The sequence below is a fragment of the Planktothrix mougeotii LEGE 06226 genome, from assembly GCF_015207485.1.
In the GTDB taxonomy this organism is placed as follows: Bacteria; Cyanobacteriota; Cyanobacteriia; order Cyanobacteriales; family Microcoleaceae; genus Planktothrix.
This window is the reverse complement of record NZ_JADEWU010000068.1, coordinates 1-18,595: the sequence shown is the minus strand read 5'-3', so window position 1 is coordinate 18,595 and position 18,595 is coordinate 1. Positions and strand designations below refer to the sequence as shown.

General features: G+C 38.5%; 18 protein-coding genes. 12 read left to right on the top strand and 6 right to left on the bottom strand.

The genetic code is table 11. From position 1 onward, the window contains the following. Positions 1 to 3 precede the first annotated feature (3 nt). The 5 genes from IQ236_RS21540 (at position 4) to recJ (ending at position 5,749) form a co-directional block, all read left to right on the top strand. Positions 4 to 252, top strand: coding sequence for a DUF3134 domain-containing protein (locus IQ236_RS21540; protein ID WP_072718007.1), 249 nt, complete (start codon positions 4 to 6; stop codon positions 250 to 252). 93 nt (positions 253 to 345) lie between these two features. Beyond that, positions 346 to 1,443 carry a phospho-N-acetylmuramoyl-pentapeptide-transferase gene (gene mraY, locus IQ236_RS21535; protein ID WP_193871178.1) on the top strand — a complete coding sequence of 366 codons (1,098 nt, stop codon included), beginning with the start codon at positions 346 to 348 and terminating at the stop codon, positions 1,441 to 1,443. A gap of 43 nt (positions 1,444 to 1,486) precedes the next feature. Further along, the gene (locus IQ236_RS21530; protein ID WP_193871177.1) at positions 1,487 to 2,413 is read left to right on the top strand and encodes a glycosyltransferase; all 927 of its coding nucleotides are present in this window, start codon (positions 1,487 to 1,489) and stop codon (positions 2,411 to 2,413) included. Positions 2,414 to 2,479: 66 nt separating this feature from the next. Then, on the top strand, positions 2,480 to 3,289 hold the full coding sequence (locus IQ236_RS21525) for a PD-(D/E)XK nuclease family protein (RefSeq protein ID WP_193871176.1): 810 nt from the start codon (positions 2,480 to 2,482) through the stop codon (positions 3,287 to 3,289). A gap of 72 nt (positions 3,290 to 3,361) precedes the next feature. After that, a complete protein-coding gene (recJ, locus tag IQ236_RS21520) occupies positions 3,362 to 5,749 on the top strand; it encodes a single-stranded-DNA-specific exonuclease RecJ (RefSeq protein WP_193871175.1) in 2,388 nt (795 codons plus the stop codon). A gap of 21 nt (positions 5,750 to 5,770) precedes the next feature. Here recJ and IQ236_RS21515 read toward each other — a convergent pair whose 3' ends face one another. Then, positions 5,771 to 7,096 carry a PQQ-dependent sugar dehydrogenase gene (locus IQ236_RS21515; RefSeq protein ID WP_193871174.1) on the bottom strand — a complete coding sequence of 442 codons (1,326 nt, stop codon included), beginning with the start codon at positions 7,094 to 7,096 and terminating at the stop codon, positions 5,771 to 5,773. 200 nt (positions 7,097 to 7,296) lie between these two features. Here IQ236_RS21515 and IQ236_RS21510 point away from each other — a divergent pair, with 200 nt between their 5' ends. The 3 genes from IQ236_RS21510 to IQ236_RS21500 are packed head-to-tail and all read left to right on the top strand — an operon-like array spanning position 7,297 to position 9,771. Continuing rightward, complete coding sequence (locus tag IQ236_RS21510; protein WP_193871173.1) at positions 7,297 to 7,548, top strand: pentapeptide repeat-containing protein; 252 nt, start codon at positions 7,297 to 7,299, stop codon at positions 7,546 to 7,548. Positions 7,549 to 7,606: 58 nt separating this feature from the next. Beyond that, positions 7,607 to 8,344, top strand: coding sequence for a cytochrome c biogenesis protein CcdA (locus IQ236_RS21505; protein WP_193871189.1), 738 nt, complete (start codon positions 7,607 to 7,609; stop codon positions 8,342 to 8,344). A 17-nt stretch (positions 8,345 to 8,361) separates the two neighbouring features. Continuing rightward, on the top strand, positions 8,362 to 9,771 hold the full coding sequence (locus IQ236_RS21500) for a cytochrome c biogenesis protein (protein WP_193871172.1): 1,410 nt from the start codon (positions 8,362 to 8,364) through the stop codon (positions 9,769 to 9,771). 43 nt (positions 9,772 to 9,814) lie between these two features. Here IQ236_RS21500 and IQ236_RS21495 read toward each other — a convergent pair whose 3' ends face one another. Together IQ236_RS21495 and IQ236_RS21490 are read right to left on the bottom strand one after the other, a co-directional pair. Continuing rightward, entirely contained in the window at positions 9,815 to 11,869 is a 2,055-nt protein-coding gene (locus IQ236_RS21495; protein WP_193871171.1) for a cation:proton antiporter domain-containing protein, read from the bottom strand. A 139-nt stretch (positions 11,870 to 12,008) separates the two neighbouring features. Beyond that, a complete protein-coding gene (locus IQ236_RS21490; RefSeq protein WP_193871170.1) occupies positions 12,009 to 12,191 on the bottom strand; it encodes a hypothetical protein in 183 nt (60 codons plus the stop codon). A gap of 193 nt (positions 12,192 to 12,384) precedes the next feature. Here IQ236_RS21490 and IQ236_RS21485 point away from each other — a divergent pair, with 193 nt between their 5' ends. Genes IQ236_RS21485 through IQ236_RS21475 form a run of 3 tightly spaced genes read left to right on the top strand, consistent with a single transcriptional unit; the run spans position 12,385 to position 15,198 of the window. Beyond that, complete coding sequence (locus IQ236_RS21485; RefSeq protein ID WP_193871169.1) at positions 12,385 to 13,224, top strand: YaaW family protein; 840 nt, start codon at positions 12,385 to 12,387, stop codon at positions 13,222 to 13,224. A gap of 34 nt (positions 13,225 to 13,258) precedes the next feature. Continuing rightward, positions 13,259 to 14,572 (top strand): O-antigen ligase family protein, encoded by a 1,314-nt coding sequence (locus IQ236_RS21480; protein ID WP_193871168.1) that lies wholly within the window; start codon positions 13,259 to 13,261, stop codon positions 14,570 to 14,572. 35 nt (positions 14,573 to 14,607) lie between these two features. Further along, positions 14,608 to 15,198, top strand: coding sequence for a Uma2 family endonuclease (locus IQ236_RS21475; protein WP_193871167.1), 591 nt, complete (start codon positions 14,608 to 14,610; stop codon positions 15,196 to 15,198). Positions 15,199 to 15,201: 3 nt separating this feature from the next. Here IQ236_RS21475 and IQ236_RS21470 read toward each other — a convergent pair whose 3' ends face one another. From IQ236_RS21470 to IQ236_RS21460, 3 genes are all read right to left on the bottom strand, one after another. Then, a complete protein-coding gene (locus IQ236_RS21470) occupies positions 15,202 to 15,498 on the bottom strand; it encodes a putative quinol monooxygenase (protein WP_193871166.1) in 297 nt (98 codons plus the stop codon). Positions 15,499 to 15,600: 102 nt separating this feature from the next. Further along, the gene (locus IQ236_RS21465) at positions 15,601 to 15,966 is read right to left on the bottom strand and encodes a ribbon-helix-helix domain-containing protein (RefSeq protein WP_193871165.1); all 366 of its coding nucleotides are present in this window, start codon (positions 15,964 to 15,966) and stop codon (positions 15,601 to 15,603) included. A 198-nt stretch (positions 15,967 to 16,164) separates the two neighbouring features. Then, positions 16,165 to 16,794, bottom strand: coding sequence for a ParA family protein (locus IQ236_RS21460; protein WP_193871164.1), 630 nt, complete (start codon positions 16,792 to 16,794; stop codon positions 16,165 to 16,167). Positions 16,795 to 16,933: 139 nt separating this feature from the next. Here IQ236_RS21460 and IQ236_RS21455 point away from each other — a divergent pair, with 139 nt between their 5' ends. Then, positions 16,934 to 18,520 carry a glucose-6-phosphate isomerase gene (locus tag IQ236_RS21455; protein WP_193871163.1) on the top strand — a complete coding sequence of 529 codons (1,587 nt, stop codon included), beginning with the start codon at positions 16,934 to 16,936 and terminating at the stop codon, positions 18,518 to 18,520. Positions 18,521 to 18,595: the final 75 nt, after the last annotated feature.

Genomic DNA, 18,595 nt, shown 5'->3' with positions numbered 1-18,595 from the left:
AAAATGCTCAATCCATCATTGCGCGAAATCCCTGTCCATGAACCGGCGGATGTGATTCCTTCTAAGCAAGAAATTTCACTTCTGACTTGGTTGGAATCAACTGGACGTCTAATCGCGCGAGATACTCCCATTAGTGAAGTCACGGACTACTTGGATGATGAAGAGGAAATCTCGGAACTCATGTCCGTTGATGACTCCGTTTATGATGATGATGATGATGATGATATCGATGAGGACTTATTAGAAGGCTAGGAAGACCGACGAGGGCACTGTCACCAGTTGACCGAAACCCTTTGTCCTATTTCCAGTCTTTTGACTTTGTGGTGTTGAGGATTAAATTTTTTTGTGGATACCAAATTTTCTTCGGTTAAATCATTCAACTTGTCTGGACAAACCTTACTATTGTTCCTGAGTTTGGGGTTGAGTGTATTCGCCTTGAGTTTAGATGGGGTGAACGGCCAATTATTCCAGATTCAAGGGTCGTTATTTCTGCCTGGGTTAGTGTGTACGGTTGCGGTTTCTGTCTTGGGATCTTGGGTGATTCCAATTTTAGTCCGAATTAAAGCCGGACAATTTATTCGAGAAGATGGCCCCCAAGCGCATTTACAAAAAGCTGGAACTCCAACGATGGGAGGCATCTTTTTAATTCCTGCGGGAGTGGTGATCGCTGTTATTTTAACTCGATTTCACCCGAATGTTATAGCCGTTTCTGCCTTAACTTTAGCCTACGGATTGATTGGTTGGTTGGATGACTGGCAAATTTTAAGACGTAAATCCAATAAAGGTATTTCTCCTAAAATGAAATTGGCGTTGCAAGTCGGTTTTGCAACGCTATTTTGTTTTTGGTTATTGGCAACTCAATCTCCAACCTTAACCACCGTTGCGTTGCCTTTGGGATTCGCAATTCCCTTGGGATTATTATTCTGGCCCTTGGCAATTTTTGTCCAAGTTGCTGAGAGTAATGCCACCAATTTAACCGATGGGGTGGATGGATTAATGGGGGGATTAGGTGCGATCGCATTTTTGGGTTTAGGTGCGTATTTAGCTCCTACAGCACCGGAATTAACCACCTTTTGTGCTTGTATGAGTGGGAGTTGTTTAGGATTTGTTACCCATAATCGTAACCCGGCAAAAGTCTTTATGGGGGATACGGGAGCCTTAGCATTAGGGGGTGCTTTTGCGGCGGTGGCTTTATTAACCAATAGTTTGTGGGTGCTATTGATGATTAGTGGAATTTTCTTCGTTGAAACCCTGTCGGTGATTGCTCAAGTTAGCTATTATAAAGCAACCAAAAACCCCGATGGAGTCGGAAAGCGTTTGTTGAAAATGGCTCCTTTACACCATCATTTAGAATTATCAGGATGGCAAGAAACCCAAGTAGTCGGGACTTTTTATTTGATTAATGCTATCTTAGTTTTAATCACCCTGATCCTAGGTTATTGATCAACCTAAATCTTGCTCTTCCCTCACATCTGGTTTTATTTCCATGACTAACCTTTCTGTTGTTATCCCCGTTTATAATGGTGAGACGGATTTGCCGGATTTAATTGATTGTTTGCGATCGCAAACCTATCCGGCAGATCAAGTAGAATACTTATTGGTTGATAATAATAGTCAGGATAATTCTGTTGCGATTGTCAAGGGATTAGCGGCAACTTCTTCAATTCAGATTCGGTCGTTGTCAGAAAATCGGATTCAAAGTTCATATTCCGCTCGTAATGCCGGAATTCGAGGCGCAACCGGGGAAATTATTGCCTTTACGGATATGGATTGTCGTCCAGAACCTCAATGGTTAGAGGAATTAATTAAACCCTTTTTGAATCAAAATATTGGGTTAGTGGCGGGTGAAATTATTGCCTTACCGAGTGAAAATTTATTAGAAAAGTATGCCGATAAACAAGATACTTTATCTCAAAAACACACCTTAAATAATTCGTTTTTACCCTATGGTCAAACGGCTAATTTAGCCATTCGGCGTGTCATTTTTGAACAGGTGGGTTTGTTTCGTCCCTACCTGACTACTGGGGGGGATGCTGATATCTGTTGGCGGATTCAACAACAAACGAATTATCAATTAGAATTTGCACCTCAAGCAACGGTTAAACATCGTCATCGGTCTACGTTCAAAGCCTTACAAAGTCAGTGGCGACGCTATGGACAATCTAATCGTTATTTACACGAACTTCATGGCATTAATTTAATGAAAGGGTTAACCTTTTCTGATTATGTTTATCGCTTAGGACGTTGGGTTTTAAAAGAATTACCGCTTGGTAGCGTAAAACTTTTGATGGGAAAAGCGGAAATCGTGGATTTAGTCAGTACCCCCATTTCGTTATTAAATGGAACTGCTCGCTTTCAAGGACAACAACAATCGAAATTATCTGAACAAGCTAGACAGATTGAACGTTTGTAAATAAAAATAGGAAGATTCATTTTCAGGGGATAATTCAAAGTAGACCTGTTTGTTGATAAAATCGCCATGACTCGATTTAGACTCTCTCAACAACACTTAAATTTGTTGTCTCTGTGTCCCCGAAAGTTTCAATATACCTATTTAGATCAATTGGTTGCACCCCTGTCTCCAGACGATGAGGAACGCATCACTTGGGGAAATCGATTTCACCTGTTGATGCAGCAACATGAGTTAGGATTACCGGTGGAAGCATTACTCACGGAAGACCTTGAATTAAAACGCTGTTATACTGAATTTTTAAGGGTTGCATCGGATATTTTTACGTTGAATTCTGATCAGCAAAATTTAAGATTTCGAGAAGCAGAACATTACCGAAGTTTAAATTTTAAGGATGATTTATTAGTTGCTGTTTATGATTTAGTTAAAGCCGAGGAACAACAGGCGCAAATTTTTGATTGGAAAACCTATCCTCGTCCCCAAAATCGCCATCTTTTAGAACAAAATTGGCAAACTCGATTATATCTTTATCTTTTAGTCGAAACCAGTCAATATTTACCCGAACAAGTTTCCATGACTTATTGGTTTGTTAAGTCTCCTCAAAAACAACCTCCTCAATCTTTACACTTTCCTTATACTGAACAACAGCATCAACAAAATAAACAAGATTTAACCCAACTGATTGATCAATTTCATCACTATTTAGATCGTTATGAACAAGGTGATCCCTTCCCCCAGGTTGATATCAATCAAGGATATTGTAAATCTTGTCAATTCGGGATTCGGTGTCAACGAGTTCCTGAAGAATTATCCCTTGATCAACCTTTAAATTCTGTGAATCTATATAATATTGATCAAATTCAAGAAGTTAAAATTTAAAGGAATAATCTGTTCCCTGTTCCCTGTTTCCCATTCGTAATTCGTAATTCGTAATTCGTAATTCCCTACTATATGTGGCAAATTCAACCAAGTTTAGATGTTCCTGAGTGGATCATTCCTATTATTCAAGAGTATGCACCTCAAAGTTCAGGACAATATATTGCTCAATTATTGCTTCACCGAGGAATAAAAACTCCTCAACAATTAGTTGGATTTTTAAATCCTCAATGTTATCAATCTGCGAGTCCCTTTGAGTTTGGAATTGAGATAGAAAGGGCAGTTGAACGATTAGTTTTAGCCCGAAATCGCCAAGAACTTGTAACCATTTGGGGAGATTTTGATGCCGATGGGATTACGGCAACTTCTGTGTTATGGGATGGATTAGGACAATTTTTTAATCGCGAAAATCAGCAACTATCTTATTATATTCCTAATCGATTAATAGAATCTCATGGATTAAATTGTACCGGAATTGATCAACTCTATCAACAAGGATGTCAGTTAATCGTTACTTGTGATACAGGAAGTACAAATTTAAAAGAAATTGAATATGCTCATCAATTAGGGATTGATATTATTGTTACGGATCATCATACTTTACTCGAAGAAAGACCGCCTGTTATTGCAATTATTAATCCCCGTTATTTATCTCCAGATCATCCTTTATATCATTTATCAGGGGTTGCCGTTGCTTATAAATTAGTCGAGGCATTATATGAAATTTTACCCAATATTCCCCAACGTCCCTTAGAAGATTTATTAGATTTAGTTGCAATTGGTTTAATTGCTGATTTAGTTCAACTTAAAGGAGATTGTCGTTATTTAGCTCAATTAGGAATTGAAAAATTACAACAACAATTAAAGAATCCCACCCGTCCAGGGGTCGCTAAACTGTTAGAGTTATGTAAACGAACAGGCGATCGCCCAACAGATATTTCCTTCGGTCTTGGCCCTAGAATTAATGCCGTGAGCCGCATTTATGGAGATGCTAAATTCTGTGTTGAACTGCTCACCAGTCGAGATAAAAAACGCTGTCAACAACTCGCCTTAGAAACCGAATTAGCCAATACTCGCCGTAAAGCATTACAACAAGATGTGACCCGTGATGTTATGGCAAAATTAAGAAAAATAGATTTATCAACCACTCAAGTTATTGTGTTATCCGATGCTCAATGGCCTGGAGGAGTTTTAGGTTTAGTGGCGGGTCAAGTGGCTCAAAATTATGGACGACCGACGATTTTATTAACCACTGAAGGAACAATTAATTTATCCAGTTATGCCGATCAATTGAGTCAGAATTCGGAGTTTAAATTAGCTAGAGGTTCGGCTCGTTCAGTGAATCAAATTGATCTCTATGAATTAGTTAAAAGTCAATCCCATCTTTTACATCGATTTGGGGGTCATCCCTTAGCCGCTGGGTTAAGTTTACCCGTAGAAAATATACCGATCTTTACTGATGCTATTAATCGCCAAATGCGAGAACAAGTTGAATCGGATTTAGAAGAAATTGGACAACGGAATATTCAAGTTGATTTAGTTTCTACCGTTGCCGAATTAGGGGTGGATTTATTTCAAGAATTAAAACTATTAGAACCTTGTGGAATGGGAAACCCAGTTCCGAAACTTTTAATTCAAAATTGTTGGTTTACAAATGCTTGGCATTCTTTAGAACAAGATGTTAGAGGGCGAAAAGTTCAATATATTAAAACTACTTTTGAACTGTGGGATGAGTCCACCACAACGGGATTTCCGGGGGTTTGGTGGGGACATTATAAAGATGAATTACCAGAGGGACGTTCAGATGTTTTAGTTGAACTAGATTTTAATACCTTTAAAAAACAATATGAAATTCGCGTATTAGAATTATATTCTGCTGAAAATCAATCTCTGATCTCATCGATTAATTTTGCCGATCACCCAATTTTAGATTATCGAAATCAACCCCTAGATGAACTTTTATCTCATTCTGGAGTGAGTCAAAATTTATTAATTCTCGAAGATTGTCCAACGTGTTGGGAAGACTTACAAGCTTGGTTTCGACGCGCCTATACTCAAAAAAAACCCTTAGCGATCGCTTATACTTTACCTGAATTATTACCTCCTGTCAAAATTTGGGAACAACTGATTGGAATTGCAAAATATCTGAGTCGTACCCATCAACCTGTCACCCGTCAACAACTTCGGAATCAATTAAACCTAGGAGAAATCCCCTTAAAAATTGGTTTTGAAAGCTTAAAAGGTTTAGGATTTAACATTGAATATCGAGATCATTCCTTTTATATAAATCGGCAGGATTTATCACCGTTGAATGCTTCCTCAACTCTTCCCCAATTAATCCAAACCTTTTTAATCGCTGTTCAAGAAGAACAGTTTCGTCGCCAATATTTTTGTAATGTTCCTGTGTCAACCCTGGAATATTTTGCTATTCAAACCCTAAAAAATATAGGAGTTGAAGCATAAAAAACTCAAGTTTTCCTGAACTTAGGGAGAATATTGAATCCGATAAATCCGACCATTACTTTCTTCTGTAAAAATTAAACTTCCATCGGGTAAGACTAATAATCCGACTGGGCGACCCCAGGTTTCAGGAATAGAAGGATTAACTAAAAATCCGGTTAAAAACTCTTCATAATAACCTTGGGGACGACCTTGATTAAAGGGAATAAACACTAATTTATATCCCGTTCCTGCATTCCGGTTCCAACTGCCTCGAAAAGCAACAAATGCCCCATTTTTATATTGATTAGGGAAGGTATTTCCATCATAAAATTGTAACCCTAAAGCAGCAGAATGGGCTTGAAAGAGAACATCAGGTTTTAATGTTTTTTGAACTAAATCCGGCCGAATACTTTGACCATTTTCAACATGACGCGGATCAAGGTTATTGGGTGTAAAATAACTATAGGGCCATCCATAGAATTCTCCTGGACGAATACGAGTAAAATAATCAGGAACTAAATCATCTCCTAAGCCATCTCGTTCATTAACAGTTGTATAGAGTTCTGTGGTTTGGGGATGGAAATCTAACCCAACAGGATTTCTAAGTCCAGACGCAAAAGTTTGTTGATTAGAGCCATCTAAATTCATGATTTTAACCGATGCCCTGGGAAGATTTTCTTCACTCACATTCGTTTCTGAACCAATAGAAACATACAGTTTTTTATTATCGGGAGAAACAACAACATTTCGAGTCCAATGCTGGTTATATCCGCCTCCGGGTAACGTTGCTATTTTCTCCCCAGTTCCGGTCAGTTGATCTTGATTATTATAAGCATAACGTCTGACTTCGTTTGTATTTCCCAAGAAAAAATAATTGGGAGAAAATGCCATTCCAAAGGGAATATTTAACCCATTTTTTCCATCAGCAAAGGTTGTAATCTCATCCGTTACTCCATCTTGATTAGTATCTTTTAATAACCGAATCCGGTTTTGTTTGGTTTCGGCAACTAATACATTGCCATTGGGGGTTAAGGCTAACCAACGGGGATTATCTAGGTTTTCAGCAAATATATTAACTTTAAATCCGGGGGGAACATTTAAAACGGGGTTATCTGGAATTGCAATAACTTGAGGCGGTTTAGAAGCACTATTACTATGAAAGGGTTGAGGTAAATTTTCTAAAGCAATCTGAATCGGTTGGGGGGATAAAGGCTTTGTTGAAATCGGTTTTGGGGGTTCGGGAGTAGCAGAAATAGCCGTTGATTCAGGATTGGAAATAGGGGGAGTGATCAGGGCGCGATCGCTATTTTGTTGACAAGCGATTAACAGCCCTAAAAATAAGATTGGAAAATAACGCCAATTCAACATAAAAACGTTCCCCTATTGATGAGTTATTTAATCTCTATCATCAATTATACAAAAAATTTAAAAAATGGGGGTTAGAAACTCGGTTTCTGGATTCACCTAAGTAACTGAAAGGAAAGTTAAGTTATAAACTAAGTTTCTGAGTCCTGGTGTCAATTTTGAGATAAACTATGATTTGTCAAGATTAAAATTTGAGTTCCGCCATGAAAGTGATTGCTTTCGTGATTAAAACAGGGTTAATTCTGAGTTTTATATTAGGTTGGACAGTCCCTACTGAGGCGACCAACCTCAAAACGATAGAACAATTAGTTAAAACTAAAGCTTGTCCTTCATTCCTTTGGCAAAGTTGTAACTTAGAAGGAGCGAATTTAGAAGGAGCAAACCTAGAAGGGGTTAATTTAGAAACCGTGATTTTAGAAGGTGCTGTCATGCCGGATGGTTCAATTCATGAGTAATCATTGAAGGTTAAAATCCGTTATAATAGTCCAGGAAATGACTCGCTTAATTCATGTCATGCTAGAAACCCTACAAACAAAATTGTATGAACTGGCACAACTGGCAAATGATCTGGTTCAAACCCAACTAACTCATCTAAGTTGGGTGAGTATTGCTGTTATTTTTATGGCGGGTTTGTTAACCAGTTTAACGCCTTGTATGCTGTCCATGTTACCGATTACCATTGGTTATATTGGCGGTTATGAAACCGAAAATCGACAACAAGCCGCTATTCAATCGATTTGGTTTGCATTCGGACTCGCTACCACCTTAGCCGGGTTAGGAATTCTGGCATCTTTTGTTGGACAAGTGTATGGTCAAATTGGCTTTGGTTTACCCATTATTGTGAGTGTGATTGCCATTTTAATGGGGTTAAATTTATTAGAAGCTTTGCCCTTACAACTGCCTGCTTTTGATACAATGGGATGGATACCTAAACAGTTTCCCCAGAGCTTAAAATCCTATTTATTAGGGTTAACTTTTGGGCTAGTTGCGTCTCCCTGTAGTACCCCCGTTTTAGCAACATTATTAGCTTGGGTTTCTACAACAGGAGATCTGATTTTAGGAGGAATTTTATTATTAGCTTATGCAGGGGGTTATGTTGCACCCTTGGTATTAGCAGGAACCTTTACAGCCACGATTAAAAAAATGCTAGAACTGCGAAAATGGTCAAACTGGATTACGCCGACAAGTGGTGTTTTATTAGTTGGATTTGGTGTATTTTCGCTTGTGTTTAGATTGTTACCCGTTACTTAATCAGAGAGGAACATAAAATGGAGACAGAACTTTCATTATTTCAAAAAATAAGAGCGGGGGAAACCTTAATTCAAAAATTGTTGAAAAAAGAAATTCTGCCAAAATTGGCAGATTTAAGACTGGCTATTTTACTATTATTAATAATTGCGGTTTTTAGTATTTCAGGAACACTGCTCGAACAAGGTCAATCCCTAGAATATTATCAATCCAATTATCCTGAACATCCCGCTTTATTTGGGTTTTTAAGCTGGAAAATTATTATTTTTATTGGGTTGGATCATGTTTATCGAACGTGGTGGTTTTTATCGCTTTTAGTGTTATTTGGGAGTAGCTTAACGGCTTGTACCTTTACCCGACAATTACCCACTTTAAAATCAGCCCGTCGCTGGACTTATTACGATAAACCCCAACAATTTCAAAGTATTGCTTTAAGTGCTGAATTAACCACAGGTTCTTTGACGGCTTTAGAAGCTTTACTGAAAAAACGTCATTATTTAGTCTTTCAAGATGGGAATAAACTTTATGCTAGACGGGGAATTATTGGAAGAATAGGGCCGATTGTTGTTCATGCGAGTATGTTAATTATTTTAGCAGGTTCTATTATTGGCTCTATTACGGGATTTACGGCTCAAGAAATGGTTCCCGGTGGCAATATTTTTCAAGTTAAAAATATCCTAGATGCGGGACAATTTTCTCAGGCTCAAATTCCTAAAGATTGGGCGGTTAAAGTGAATCGATTTTGGATTGATTATGATCCTGATGGCAGAATTGATCAATTTTATTCGGATTTATCGGTTATTAATAAACAAGGGGAGGAAGTTGAGCGTAAAACGATTCATGTTAACGAACCTTTTCGATATCAAGGCGTGACTTTTTATCAAGCAGATTGGGGTATTGGAGCCTTACGAGTGCGGGTGAACAAAAGCCCAGTATTTCGCTTACCAATGGCTCCCTTAGACACTGGAGGTCAAGGACGAATTTGGGGGACTTGGATTCCTATTAAACCGGATTTAAGCGCCGGGGTTTCTGTCTTAGCTAAAGATTTAAAAGGAACCGTATTAGTCTATAACGGAAAGGGTGAATTAGTGTCAACCGTCCGCGAGGGAATGTCAACCGAAGTGGATGGGGTGACATTATTTATTGATGAAGTAGTTGGAAGTACGGGATTACAAATTAAAGCAGATCCGGGGATTCCGATTGTTTATTTAGGGTTTGGGTTGTTAATGATTAGTGTGATGATGAGTTATGTTTCCCATTCTCAAATTTGGGCATTAAAACAAGGAGAACGTTTATATATTGGAGGCAGAACTAATCGAGCAAAAGTCACCTTTGAACGGGAAATTGTTGCCATTTTAGATGACTTAAATGATTTAGATCAAAATAATTTACTTTCTGTAGGTAATTTATCAGAAAATTTACAAAGTTAAATGGATCTAAATTCCAGTTCTGTTGTGTTTAGTAAAACTCTCGTCAATGGGGAGGTTCTCCTAACATCACAACAGAACAGGTTAAACGATCTAACAATTGATTTGTGATATCACTAACCGCTAATCCTGCGGCGGTACGATATCGAGTTGCGCGGAGAACGACTAAATCAGCCGACTCAGAAGCGGTCAGAATTTGTCGAACAATATCCTGTCCTCGTCTAACTTCAATTTCTATTCTAGCTGCGTTTGTTGTCGTTGTTTGTGCTGTTAATTTAGCCAGTTGAGATTGAATCCAAATCATCCCTTTGTCAGAAGTTGAGCGATCGCATAAATGCAAAATGGTAATCGATAATCCCGAATTTCCTAATGCTTCTGCAAATTTTAATAATCTCACCGTTTCTTCTCCTAAATTTTCCACAGGAACTAAAACTCGTTGGATTTGTTGGGGTTCGATTAATAAACGACAAACGGCAACAGGACAATGAGTATCCCATAAGACACCATCAATCAAATTTCCGAATAAACGAGCTTGAAATCCTCGTCTGCGTCCCCATCCCATCACAATTAAATTCGCTTTTTGTTCTCGTGCGGCTCGGACAATACCTTGAGAAATACTATCATCAATTCTTAATAAAGATTGGTAAGATACTTGTAAAGTCGTTGCTAATTCTTTAGCCTTTTCTAAGAGCAATTCACCTTTTTTTAAAGCCATTTCTAATTCTGGAACATCCATGTTACCCCCATGGGGAACCGTAATGGCTAGAGGAATAATTTGACCAGAATGACCTTTAGCAAATAAAGCTGCCATTTCTATTAAATTACGTTCTGTACTTGGATTATAAACAGGAACAACAACCGTAAACGTTTGAGCGAGTGGAAGAGTTTCCCCAACCTCAAAATCGGGTTCTGTATGGGGTTCTGTTGAGGAAAGGGGAAGTCCAACCGCAACTCGACTGGTAATAATAGGGCCTAAAGTTGCCGTAACTAACAATAATACAATCACACTATTGAGAACTTCTTCATTAATTAATTGTGCTTTATAACCCACCAAAGCAGCGGCTAATGTGGCTCCAACCTGGGGAATAGATAATGACCACATGGTTAACATTTCTTGGTTGGTATACTTATAAAGTAATTTACTAAAAAATGCAGCTAAAAATTTACTTCCTAGTAAAGCAAACACAATCGTTGCGGGAAAGGCAAAGGATAATATACTTGTGAGGAATCCTTGTAAATCGATTAATAATCCTAAATCTACGAAAAAGATAGGAATAAATAAAACACTTCCTACGAAAACAACTTTTTCTTTAACGGCTCCTTCTCCGACTACCTCATTAACGGCTAATCCTGCTAAAAACGCTCCAATAATTTTTTCAACTCCAATTAATTGAGCACCTAGAGAAGCCAGAAAAACGACTACCAATACAAATAAAAATTGATTTCCTTCTTCCTTACCAATTTTATTAAAAAATAATCTACCTAACCAATCAAAACCAAACAAAACAACAGCCGTATAAATTGCCAAGGCTAAAATCAGAGCAGCCATGTTAGCAATTGAAAAGTCTCCAGCATGAACTGCTATACAGACTGCTAAGACTAATAATGATCCAATATCTGTAAAAATTGTCGCTCCGATGGTAACAATAACAGCTTCATTATTAACAACTCCTAATTTGCTAATAATGGGATAAGCTAATAAAGTATGGGAAGCTAATAAAGACCCAATTAAAATTGAGGCATTCCAATCCCAACCAAATAAACGACCGACTAAAATACCCGCAGACAGAGGAATTGCAAAGGTTAAAAAACCAAACCCCATTGAGCGATCTTTCCGGCGTTTAAATTGCTTAATATCCACTTCTAAACCCGCTACAAACATTAGGTAAAGTAACCCAATGTCCGATAGAAGTTTCATCATTGGTAATTCCGTTGATAATATTTTTAACCCATAAGGCCCTAAAAGAACTCCAGCCACTAATAATCCTATGAGTCCAGGAAGTTTCAACCGTTCAAATAGAATGGGTACCGTTAAAATAACCAACAGTAAAACTGCAAATGGAACAATCGGTTCTGCTAAAACTTCTGCAAAGTTACCCATAATCAAAAGAAAAATAAATTAAATTAAACTAGCTTTTTACACTGTAAAGGATGAATCGGCTTTGTGGCTATATTCCTCTGGAGATGTTTTTTTATTATCCCATAGTAGAGGCATTTAATCAAAGGTCTCTACTATAGATTCATGGATTTTTTAACACAGAGGTTTGAGTTTGCAGCCAATTTGTGGCTTCTATTCCAGATTTTAACGCACCTTCTATTTGATTTCCTCCACACCAATCTCCTGCTTTTTTTAACTGTTGAGCACAGGTTAAACCCGAAACTCCAGCACCAATTACGGCAACATCAAATATTATTGAATTCATGGGTATTGTTGAACTTCAGTTTCTTAGATTATAAGTCTATATTGCTGATTTCTGATAGTCTAAATGATAAATTTCAGGGAATCTGATGAGCAATTGTTAACAAAACAGGATTTACTGATCCCGGATAACAGATTTTCCCAAATAGTAGTAAAATAGGTCAGAGAAACACTCCGAATTTAGGAGGATATCAACGTTGGACGAACTAAGATCCGCATTGGAACTGGCAACAGAAGAGGAGTTGGAACAGTTAACAGCACTCTTATTTAGTCGGGGTTTGAACCCTTTAGACTATGTGCAAACTCCCACCCCTATTGATGTTCAAAGTCGAGACCGGGAAGCGTGGTTAGATGCCTTAGAACAGCGTTTTCGCTATCTTGCCGCTGATGGGGTGACGGTATTGCGGGGAAAAACGCAACAGGTCACTTACCGCCAAGCTTTAATTCAAGTTTGCCACTATTTGAAAATTTCTTATTCAAAAAACCTGTCAACTTCAGATTTAGAGGCGGAAGTTTTTTTACATCTTTTAGGTCAAGCTTGGAAACGTTTACCCCAGTCAGAACAAGCCGACTTAACTCAAAAAGTTCAAAAAGCTTTAACAGAAACAAGACCTTTAAAACCCTTACCGATTTCTGCTCAAAAAGATCCGTTAGGATGGTTATTTAAAGCCGGAAGTTTGGTAGCCGTTAATTCTGTAATTAGACCAATAATTTTAGGACAAATTGCCCGTCAATTTACCTTACATTTTGCTAAATATCAAATCGCAAAAGAAGCCTTAGTTGTGGGCAGTGCCACCGCAGCTAACCAATTTAAAAATTATGTTGCTATTCAAACTGCAAACCGAGGAATGGCGGTTACGGCGGCAAGATATGGGTTAACTCGGAGTGTATTTTCCTTCTTGGGGCCCTTATTATGGACGTGGTTAATTGCGGATTTAGGATGGCGCTCAATTTCTACTAATTATGCTCGGATTATTCCCACTATCTTTACTTTAGCTCAAATTCGTTTAACTCGTTCAGATTGGGCTTATACTTAATCTTGATTTGAGGTTTGATAACGAGCTATAAGTCATGAAATTAATCCTTTTACCCCACCCAGAACAACGATTACAGTTACCTTGGAATTGTTTACAATGGGGGGTATTTTTATTTCCAATTTTACCCACATTTGGCGGAATTGCCCTTGTTTTTGCAACCCTTCTAACTTGGAAACGCCAGTTTAAATCCATTCGTCAAAATCCAGTTAATCAAGGGTTAGCGATTTTAAGTTTATTATTAATAATTATTTCTGTTTTAGCCCATGACCCAGTTGAATCTTTTATTGGTTTAAGTAATTTTATTCCCTATTTTATTGTATTTGCGGGATTAAGTGAAATTATTCAAACTCCTAGTCAACTGCGGTGGTTATCGTGGTTAATGATTTTTGCTGCTATTCCCGTTACAATTTTGGGACTAGGACAACAGTATTTAGGATGGTCAGGAATTGAGAGTTTACAGGGTATTTTCGGCTGGAGTTTACATCTGAATGGAAATCCTCCGGGTCGAATGTCCTCAGTCTTTATGTATGCTAATATTTTTGCAGCCTATTTAGTAATTATTTTTACATTAACCTTGGGATTATTGATAGAAGAATGGCGGAATAAAGCTCAAACGTCAATTTTTCCAATTCAAAGTTATAACTTGAGAATAACCCTATTAGTATTTACCTTATTATTAACTGGAATTGACTTAATTTTAACAAACTCTCGTAATGCTTGGGGGTTAGCAGTTTTATCAAGTTTAGCCTATGCTTTATATTTAGGATGGTGGTGGTTAATCCTATTAGTAACAACAGGAGTAACGGCCGTTTTCGGGTCAGCTTTTGCACCCTCTCCAATTAAAGAAGGGTTAAGAATCATTATCCCCGCTTATTTTTGGCAAAGAATTACCGATCAAAATTTTGTCCGTCCCGTAGAAACCCTAAGAATTACCCAATGGAAATTTGCTTTAAATTTAGCCCAAACTCGACCGTTATCGGGATGGGGATTAAGAAATTTTACCCCCCTTTATGAAGCTAAAATGAACGTTTGGTTAGGTCATCCCCATAATTTATTTTTAATGATGTTCGCAGAAATGGGGATTCCTACAACCCTATTTTTTATGCTGATAGTCGGTGTAATATTAACTCAAGGATTTTTAGTGTTAAAAAATAGCTTAACTCATCCTTCAGCCCGATTAATTTATTATAGCTATTTAATCACGTTTTTAGCGTTAATTTTATTTAACTGTTTTGATGTCACCTTATTTGATTTTCGAGTCAATACCTTGAGTTGGCTAATTTTATCAGGAATTTGGGGAGTTGCGGGTAAAGCTATGGGGGATTTAACTAAAAACAGTTATAATTAAATTATCTTTTAACAGTTTTGATAAGGGTAACTTTTATGGTAGACAGATTAACTCTGAACTTACCCTCTGTTCACATTTTAACTGATGAACAATTTTTTGAAATTTGTAGCAAAAATAGAGATTTACAATTTGAAAAAACTGCTGATGGAGTCTTAATTATTATGTCACCAACTGGAGGAGAAACCGGACGCAGAAATGTTTCTATTTTGTTTCAGTTAGAAACCTGGAGTCAAAAGGATAAAACCGGAGTTACCTTTGATTCTTCGACCTGTTTTAAACTCCCTAATGGCGCAAATCGTTCTCCTGATGCGTCTTGGATACAACGACAACGATGGGAAAAATTAACACCAGCAGCAAGAGAACAATTTCCCCCCATTAGTCCAGATTTTGTGATTGAATTACGGTCAAAAACCGATAGTTTAACAACACTGCAAAATAAAATGAAAGAATATCAACAAAATGGGGTGACATTAGGATGGCTGATTGATCCGATTCAAAAACAAGTAGAAATCTATCGACTCAATCAACCTATTGAAATCTTACAAAACCCTGATCAATTATCGGGAGAAGATATTTTAAAGGATTTTATTTTAGAATTAAACCCTATTTTTAATCTGAACAACTAAACTCTATAAAATTTTATCATAACACCGAATATCCGGCGGACTCGCAACTAAACCTTCAATTTGAGTTAACGATTTTTGAAGATGAACACTTGCTAAATGCTTTTGTAAATGTTGTAAACTTTCCCATTGTTCTACAAAGGTAAAATCGGTCAAATCCTCTTGATTTTGTAATAAATCATATTGTAAACAACCTGATTCTTGGCGAGTCGGTTCAACTAACGCCAATAATACCGCTTTTAACGCTTCTATTTTATCCGGTAACGCCACAACACGGGCAACAACACGCAAGCTTTGAGTCATTTTCAAGTTATCGTTAAATACGGTTAATATTCTAGCATCGATGTTGCATTGTTGATCCCTTTAAAACGGCAGAGATTAAAACATTGGTATCAACAATGATTTTCATTCTCCTCCCCTATAGGCTTCTATTTCTGCGACTATTTCCTCCTCGGTTATATCTCCAATACCAGGGATAGATTGAGTTTTATCGAATAGCTCTTTTACTTCTCGAATCAATTTCTCTTGTTCAATATTTAGGGGTTGGTTTTGATTGTTTTCTAGGTTATCCCTAAACTCTTTAATCTTTTCTTTCAGGAGCTTTTTAGCTGATGGGCTGCCTGGAATATTGGCAATAAATTCGGTTTCCTCCTCTTTTTCTAGCAGCTTAAAAGCTTTAGAAATTACCTCTTGGAGGTTATTGTATTTTCCAGTTTTGAGTTGGGCTTGTAAAAATTGTTCTTGTTCGGGGGTTAAGGTAATTTGGATCATAATTTATTCTCCTTATTAATCATTTTTTTCATTAGTCAAATTTCCTAATAACTCAATTGTTACATTGATCTTTGAATCAGCCCTAAAATAATTGATTTTTAACTCCAATGTTTAGTAAAGGAAATACTCACAAATAAAGGCTCAATTCCCCTTCCCAAACATTTTGTTTCAAGGATCGATCGCTAATTCATATTTCCCCTATAAACTCCTCAATAATTCCACCGCTACCCGTCGATAATCCGAAGCTGCTTCTCTAGCATTATGACTTTTCGCTTGAATAATTGGCACCCCTTCTAAGGGACAACGTTCATGAGCTTTATAAGCGCGAATAATATTTTTAAACACGGGAATACCCGCTTCTTGTAACGATTTTTGGGCTTCAAACGCATCCCCTAAACTGCGGGGATCAACCTTCGTCATTAACACCCGATGGGGAACCTTTGAGGGCGTAATGGTCGATTTCACCGTTTCAATTAATGCCACTAAATCCATCGGCGCCGCTTGGGTCGGTAACACCAAATAATCCGCGACTTGCACAACCGCTAATAACGCATCGGACTTTAACGCCGGAGGGGTGTCCACCACCACTAATTCATAATCCGTCACCTGCTTCAACCGAGACAATAAACTGGGGTCAGTTTCAGAAGAATGCTCAAAGGGCATATCTCCCCCTTGACCTTGTTCAGCCCACCAACAGGCAGAACCCTGGGGGTCTGTATCAACTAACAGTGTGCTAAAGTTATTGGCAAGAATAGCAGCCAGATTAATGGCGGTTGTGGTTTTGCCCACTCCTCCTTTGCCGTTGGCGATCACTAAAATTTTGGCCATAGTTGCAGATCCGGTCACAAGGGAACTTCAGTCTAGTTTATCAAGCAGTCAGCCTTAACCGTTAATCGTTAGCCGAAAAAGAGTTAATCTGAATCAGTTATCCCTTAAGCTAAAAATCAATATAGCGGAATGTAAGACTATGGATGCCACTGCACTCTGGCAACGCTACCAAGATTGGCTATACTATCATGACGGCTTAGGACTGTACCTAGATATCAGTCGAATGCGATTCGACGATGAGTTTGTTGCATCCTTATTGCCCAAATTTGATCACGCTTTTAAAGCGATGGAGGCTTTGGAACAAGGGGCGATCGCTAACCCGGATGAAAACCGCATGGTCGGCCATTATTGGTTACGCGACCCCGATCTAGCTCCGACTCCAGACCTGAAGCAAGAAATTGTCGAAACCTTAGAAAACATTGAAACCTTTGCTCAAAAGGTTCATCAAGGCGAAGTTAAACCGCCTCAAACCCCAAAATTCACGGATATTTTATCCATTGGCATTGGGGGATCGGCTTTAGGCCCCCAGTTTGTAGCTGAAGCCTTAGCCCCTGAACATCCCGCCCTGAATATCCATTTTATCGATAACAGCGATCCCACAGGCATTGATCGGGTTTTAGCTAGAATTGGCGATCGCCTCAACAGTACCCTCGTGCTGGTGATTTCTAAATCTGGTGGCACTCCAGAACCCCGTAACGGCATGATTGAGGTACGAAACGCCTTTGCGACCCAAAATTTGGAGTTTGCTAAACAAGCCGTTGCTGTTACTGGAGTCGGCAGTAAATTGGATCAACAAGCCCACGCTGAAGGCTGGTTAACGACCTTTCCGATGGCGGATTGGGTGGGGGGACGGACTTCGGAATTATCAGCCGTTGGGCTATTACCTGCGGCCCTACAAGGCATTGATATTCGGGGGATGTTAGTCGGAGCGAAGGAAATGGACATCGCCACCCGCAAACCCGATGTTAAAACTAATCCAGCAGCTTTATTGGCTTTGGCTTGGTATTATGCCGGAAATGGAAAGGGTGAAAAAGATATGGTGGTTTTACCCTATAAGGATAGTTTGCTGTTGTTTAGTCGCTATTTACAACAGTTAGTTATGGAATCCTTGGGGAAAGAAAAAGACCTGGATGGCAATCTTGTTTATCAAGGAATTGCGGTTTATGGCAATAAAGGATCGACGGATCAACACGCCTATGTTCAACAATTACGCGAAGGAGTTCCTAACTTTTTTGCCACATTAATTGAAGTGTTAAAAGATCGATCCGCTACCTCAATTGAAATAGAACCGGGGGTAACATCTGGGGATTATTTATCGGGATTTTTACAAGGAACCCGACAGGCATTGTATGAAAATCATCGAGATTCGATTACAATTACAGTCCCGGAAGTGAATCCCCAAATCGTAGGTGCTTTAATTGCTTTGTATGATCGGGCTGTAGGTTTATATGCCTCGTTAGTGAATATTAACGCTTACCATCAACCCGGTGTTGAGGCAGGTAAAAAAGCGGCGGCCGTCATTTTGGACTTACAACAACAAATTATTCAAGTCCTACGAAATGCAGGTCAACCTCTTTCCCTGGAAACCTTAGCACAGCAGGCAGGAGTTCCTGATCAAACTGAAGCTATTTATAAAATTCTGCGACATTTAGCCGCCAATCAACGTGGAGTATTTTTAGAAGGAGATCTAGGAAAACCCGCTAACTTAATGGCAAGCTATAAATAAGGGGATTTGGTAGGAAGAGGGGCTTGAGTGTTAACGATTAATAGTTGACGATTACTTCTCTTCCCCCCGTCCCCC

What these genes read in the sequence shown, in the direction of transcription:
- IQ236_RS21540 (WP_072718007.1), top strand. Translation starts at nt 4, where the DNA reads ATGCTCAATCCATCATTGCGCGAAATCCCTGTCCATGAACCGGCGGAT.
- IQ236_RS21530 (WP_193871177.1), top strand. Translation starts at nt 1,487, where the DNA reads ATGACTAACCTTTCTGTTGTTATCCCCGTTTATAATGGTGAGACGGAT.
- IQ236_RS21525 (WP_193871176.1), top strand. Translation starts at nt 2,480, where the DNA reads ATGACTCGATTTAGACTCTCTCAACAACACTTAAATTTGTTGTCTCTG.
- recJ (WP_193871175.1), top strand. Translation starts at nt 3,362, where the DNA reads ATGTGGCAAATTCAACCAAGTTTAGATGTTCCTGAGTGGATCATTCCT.
- IQ236_RS21515 (WP_193871174.1), bottom strand. Translation starts at nt 7,096, where the DNA reads ATGTTGAATTGGCGTTATTTTCCAATCTTATTTTTAGGGCTGTTAATC.
- IQ236_RS21510 (WP_193871173.1), top strand. Translation starts at nt 7,297, where the DNA reads ATGAAAGTGATTGCTTTCGTGATTAAAACAGGGTTAATTCTGAGTTTT.
- IQ236_RS21505 (WP_193871189.1), top strand. Translation starts at nt 7,607, where the DNA reads ATGCTAGAAACCCTACAAACAAAATTGTATGAACTGGCACAACTGGCA.
- IQ236_RS21500 (WP_193871172.1), top strand. Translation starts at nt 8,362, where the DNA reads ATGGAGACAGAACTTTCATTATTTCAAAAAATAAGAGCGGGGGAAACC.
- IQ236_RS21495 (WP_193871171.1), bottom strand. Translation starts at nt 11,869, where the DNA reads ATGGGTAACTTTGCAGAAGTTTTAGCAGAACCGATTGTTCCATTTGCA.
- IQ236_RS21490 (WP_193871170.1), bottom strand. Translation starts at nt 12,191, where the DNA reads ATGAATTCAATAATATTTGATGTTGCCGTAATTGGTGCTGGAGTTTCG.
- IQ236_RS21480 (WP_193871168.1), top strand. Translation starts at nt 13,259, where the DNA reads ATGAAATTAATCCTTTTACCCCACCCAGAACAACGATTACAGTTACCT.
- IQ236_RS21475 (WP_193871167.1), top strand. Translation starts at nt 14,608, where the DNA reads ATGGTAGACAGATTAACTCTGAACTTACCCTCTGTTCACATTTTAACT.
- IQ236_RS21470 (WP_193871166.1), bottom strand. Translation starts at nt 15,498, where the DNA reads ATGACTCAAAGCTTGCGTGTTGTTGCCCGTGTTGTGGCGTTACCGGAT.
- IQ236_RS21465 (WP_193871165.1), bottom strand. Translation starts at nt 15,966, where the DNA reads ATGATCCAAATTACCTTAACCCCCGAACAAGAACAATTTTTACAAGCC.
- IQ236_RS21460 (WP_193871164.1), bottom strand. Translation starts at nt 16,794, where the DNA reads ATGGCCAAAATTTTAGTGATCGCCAACGGCAAAGGAGGAGTGGGCAAA.
- IQ236_RS21455 (WP_193871163.1), top strand. Translation starts at nt 16,934, where the DNA reads ATGGATGCCACTGCACTCTGGCAACGCTACCAAGATTGGCTATACTAT.